We start from the raw sequence: 5,268 nt of genomic DNA on the forward strand, positions 1-5,268 counted from the left end.
CATCCGCTCCATCCAGCAATAGCTCATCAAACACGCCAACTATTGATAATAAGCTTGAGGATCTGATCTCCACCCATGAAATGAGAAACAAAAAAGCCAGCCTTAAAAGGCTGGCAAGTTGAGCAACAAGGTCAGTGCTTACTGCTAACTAACACCGAACTCGTATTGGATTCATTTTCGTCTGTTAGTCTCTTTTATCGGCGTTTATGACTTGCTTGCTTTCTCTTTGTGACACGTTACCTTTACTAACTGTTCTTGCTCATCTTTAATGTTTTTCACGATACGCTCATCACGTGCGTGAATGGCATCCATGTTCATTTGCTGAATATCTGCTATAGCTTCATGTTTCATTTCAGAAAAGTCCTGACGTAAATCTGAGCTCCACTCCTCTTTGTCTAAAGTGTTAGCAGCAGCGATTGGTGATGACATTACAGCAATAAGACTTAGAGTAGATAGAAATACGCTTTTCATAATAAGCTCCTTGAGGATTAGCAGTTAATTTTAATTACAATTTATATATTGCACATACGATGCCAACTTTTATTTTGTTATTTTTCAACAAGTTAAATAAAACCTCATATTCAACGTTATCTTCGTCTGGTAAATTTCGCTAACCAAGTGTCAAATTAACCATGCGAATTTAAAACATTAGAAACATACATATTAGAAATGCTTTGTCAGGCAGTTTTCTCATCAGATAATTACGTAACTGCCCACTAAAAAATCGCTTTGAATCAAAATACGGAAACAAAAAAGCAGCCCGAAGGCTGCTCCTAATCGTTAACATCAAGCTTGTTAACTCGATACGCTTGCTTCAACGCTCGACGTCACTGGCGACTTTCTGAAACGATTAATCAAACGATGGATAAACCTCTTAATCGATCTGAAAATATTTTTAATATCTTCAAGCATTAAATACAAACAAGGCACCAACACTAAAGTCAGAACCGTTGCGTACAACACCGCAAAGCCCAAAGCGACAGCCATCGGTATGACAAAACGCGCCTGCAAACTCGTTTCAAACATTATCGGCAATACACCCGCAAACGTCGTTATTGAGGTGAGCGTGATAGCTCGAAAACGAGCACAACCCGCCTCAACAACCGCTTGTTTGATGTTCATACCCCTTTCTCTCACTTGGTTTACGTAATCTGTCATAACCAGAGAGTCGTTGATAACCACGCCAGCAGCAGCGATCAAACCAAATGTCGACATCATACTGATGTCTAAACCTAGCCAGAAATGGCCCCAAATCGCCCCCGTCAGACTAAACGGAATGACGGACATTACAATCAAAGGTTGGGTATAACTTTTTAACGGTACAGCTAACAAGATGTAGACGATGATCATACCTGCAATAAAGAACAAAATCTGTTCATTACGCTGCGCAGCCTGCTCTTCAATATCACCACCCAATTCTGTTTTCACACTCGAGAACGCTTGCTTCATATCCGGTAAGATATTGTCGTCAATGACCTTCACGATTTCTTGAGGTTCAACCAATTCTTCGTCTATCGAACCATAGACATAAACGGTTTGATACCCGCCTTCACGTCGAATGCTACTCACGCCCGGCTGCTCGTTGATCTTCACCACATCACCTAGCATGACCTTCTTACCTGCTGGTGTTGTAATCACGGCGTAACGCAATGATGAGAATGCTTCACGCGTCAGTTGCGGGTAACGCACCATAACTTTAATTTCTTCACCATCACGAATAATGCGCTGTGCTTCGCCACCATAAAAGCTGCCACCAACTTGCTCTGCGATCATGGTGAGATCCAGACCGAGATCGTACGCTACAGGCGCAAGAGACAGGAGTACTTCTTTGCTTCCAGAATCAATAGAAGATGAAATATCATATAACCCTTCTTCCAGCTGTAAACGCTCTATCAAGTAACGCCCAGCCTCGTTGAGCTCATTGATGTTAGAACCAAACAACAAGTAGCCAAACTCATCTCTGTCACCACCACCCGCACTCTGCTCGCGGATTTTGATGCTCTTCATACCTGGAATAACAGGCATAGCTTCACGCCAACGTCGAGCCAGTTCAAATGTATTGAACGGGCGTAACTCTTCATCAACCAGAGGTACTAATACACGACCTTCGGTGCGGCTTCTGTTGTACGACAGCACATCACGAATCATTCCTTGACCATGTTCTGCAATGGTCTCAGATTCGATCTTTTGCATGACACGTTCAATAGTCTTGAGTGCACTGATTGTCTGCTCACTTGAAACGGTATCATTCATTTCAATAGTGATCGCAGGATAGTCAGTCGGCACTTTAGGGTTGGGGATCACCCGAACATAATTCGCGTTGATCAAAGCCGCGCTGATCAGCAGTAAACCACAGAACACCGCAAACACTGTCCAGCGCCAATGGGTGCATGTTGTTACAAAGTTCCGATATGGACCATTTACAAAACCAAAAAAACGTTGGTTAAATCGGTCACGCCAACCACCTGGTTTAACTGGCTTAAAATGAGTATGCGCAAGGTGTGCAGGAAGGATCAGCTTCGATTCAATCAAACTGAAGATCAAACACAGAATCACGACCCCCGCGATACCATAAAAGAAGGCACTATCAATACCACTAGACAACAAGAATGGTGCGAATACAGCAATCGTTGTCAGAACACCAAATGTCGCTGGCGTAGCAACACGTTTGACACCGCGTACCACGTTCTCGACACCGCCGCCCTTTTCTTCGATTTCACTGTACGCACTTTCTCCCATGACGATGGCGTCATCCACCACAATTCCGAGCACCATGATGAAAGCAAACAGCGAGACGATGTTCACTGTAATACCCAAAGCTGGCATCATCATTACAGCACCGAGGAAACAGACAGGTAGCCCAATCATTACCCACATAGCCAAGCGGAAACGTAGGAAAATGGTCAGCATAATCGCGACTAATGCAGCACCTTGCAGCAAGTTTTTCAACATCATGTCGAGACGCCCATTTAAATAATAAGTCGTATCAACTAAGACTTTGAGCTTAACATCCTGCGGCAATGTCTTGTTTTTTGCTTCAATATAATTACGAACGGACTGTGCAACAGGGATAATGTTCTGATCACGAGTTGCTTCAACAGACATGTAGATCGCATTTTGCCCTGAGTATTCAAAATAGCGCTCTTCTTCCGTAAAGCCATCTTTGATCGTGGCGATATCTTGCAGTAAAACCTTCGCACCATTTGCGCCAAGCTTTACAGGAATATTTCTAAACTCATCACCACGGTAGTATTGGTTTTCAATCCTTACTGCAATCATCCCTGAGTTTGTTTTTACTTCGCCCGCAGAAAAGTTGGCTGAGTAACGGCTGATCGCGCTGCTGATATCGCTCAACGTCAGGTCGTATTTACGAAGAACAAGTGGGTCAACTTCAATCGCTATTTCTTCTTCTGGCGCACTCAGATACACCAGCATGACGTTTTCTAACTGAAGTAATTCATCTTCGATTTGCTTAGCAAGCGGTTTAAGCTCCTCGAGCGGTCGGTCCCCAACTAACCCCATTTCGATTACATCTTGGCGCCATTCAACTTGGTAAACATTGATTGGTTCCATACCCGCTGGTAAATTAGACAATGTATCAATACGTTGGTTTACATCATCTAAGACACGCTTGATATCGGCATTAACGTCTACCTCGATAGAAACATACGCGCTACCTCTAGAGGCCGTTGAGACTGCTTTTTTAATCCCGGTGACGTCTTTAATCGATTCCTCGACCTTAACGAGAATACTCTCTTCTATCTCTTGAGGAGAAGCGCCAGGATAAGCCGCACGAACATCAATGTAGTTCACCTCAATATTCGGAAACATCTGCCTTTGAATAAAGAGAAAACTCACCACACCCATGATAATGATGAACACCATCAAAAGGTTGGCAGCGACGGGGTTATTCGCAAAATAGGCAATTAAGCCCTTTTGTTTAGTATCTTCCATGACAAACTCCTACTTACTGTACGACGGTTTCGGAGTCGTCACTCTTTTTTGCGATTTGTACCGCCATGCCTTTTTGAGGGTACTCTGGTAAGGTCAGTACCAACTTATCACTTTGCTCTAAGCCTTCGCCCACCAGCAAAAACTCACCTTCTGCTCTCAAAACCGTGACAGTTCTGGGTTGAAGTTGATTATCGCCATTAACCACCCACACGGTACGGTTTTTAACTAATTCCTGTGGTAAGCGATAGATGTGCTTAAGTTCCTTACCAGTGAAACTCACTTCAACGTAGGAGCCGAATTTAATTGGAGGCTGCTGGTTATCGACACCGTATGGGTCCGCGATTTGAATGACCATGTTAATCATTCGGGTAGCGCTATCAATCATGCCTAAATCACGAACTACTCGACCTTCTCTAGTGGTAGAAAACACACCTTGCTGCGTCACTGTCGCAGTGAGTTCACCAATGGATTCGGGTAAAAATGCACTATCAAAACCGGCAATGGGTACGTGCACCTCTGCCACTTCGATGTTGTTTAACGTGGCAACTCGAGAACCAGATGTAACAAATTGACCAACACCAATATCACGCTCAACAACCAGCGCATCGTAAGGTGCAACGACTTTGCAATTTTCTAACTCTCTTTTTGCTCGTTTGAGTGCCGCTTGAGCCGACTTTACTTGCGCTTGTGCGCTCAAAACGTGAGGCTTGCGTAAATACAGATCCGTCACTTGCTTATCGCTCAGTCTCTTTGCCTGACGTTTTGCCACTTCGGCTTTCGCTTGTTCCTCAATCAAGTTTGCGCGTGCACTAGCTAAATCGGCTTCAGCTTGTAAAACCGACGCTTCATAGTTGTCGCTTTCAATTGTGAAAAGAACCTCTCCTCGTTTCACGATGCCACCCGTTACAAAATTCGGGTGCCAACTTATCACTTCACCACTGACTTGCGCGGAAAGGTGTGTTTTTTCAAAAGGGACTAATTCACCGTGACTGGTAATCACCACTTTGTGATCAGTAGGAAAAAGAGAAGAAGCCTGAACAGTAGGTTCTGTAATTGCATCTTTGGTTGACTCTTTTTCCGGCGCAGTTGCGGCAATTGCAGCATATCCTGCATAAGAGCCTCCAACGACGACGAAGGGTAAAAGCCAACGTAATATGGGTTTTGCTAACATCGAAAATCCTTTTTTATTGTTGTTTTCAACACCACACTTTTATTCAGTCCATTGCTCCCGGTAAGCATGGTGATGAGAGAATTGAATTTGAATAAACATCAAAGCGGCGCTTGCCTAGTCTTTTAAGCAGCGAACTAGATAGT

3 protein-coding genes are annotated in these 5,268 nt (G+C 43.8%); all 3 read right to left on the minus strand.

What is annotated here, in order from left to right:
• Positions 1 to 204: 204 nt before the first annotated feature.
• On the minus strand, positions 205 to 471 hold the full coding sequence (locus CAG68_RS17760) for a hypothetical protein (protein WP_005373876.1): 267 nt from the start codon (positions 469 to 471) through the stop codon (positions 205 to 207).
• A gap of 324 nt (positions 472 to 795) precedes the next feature.
• Positions 796 to 3,954, minus strand: coding sequence for an efflux RND transporter permease subunit (locus tag CAG68_RS17765; RefSeq protein ID WP_086047539.1), 3,159 nt, complete (start codon positions 3,952 to 3,954; stop codon positions 796 to 798).
• Positions 3,955 to 3,967: 13 nt separating this feature from the next.
• Positions 3,968 to 5,125 carry an efflux RND transporter periplasmic adaptor subunit gene (locus tag CAG68_RS17770; protein WP_025767993.1) on the minus strand — a complete coding sequence of 386 codons (1,158 nt, stop codon included), beginning with the start codon at positions 5,123 to 5,125 and terminating at the stop codon, positions 3,968 to 3,970.
• Positions 5,126 to 5,268 lie beyond the last annotated feature (143 nt).

It is taken from the genome of Vibrio sp. V42_P2S4T144 (assembly GCF_009904715.1).
Taxonomy (GTDB): domain Bacteria; phylum Pseudomonadota; class Gammaproteobacteria; order Enterobacterales; family Vibrionaceae; genus Vibrio; species Vibrio alginolyticus.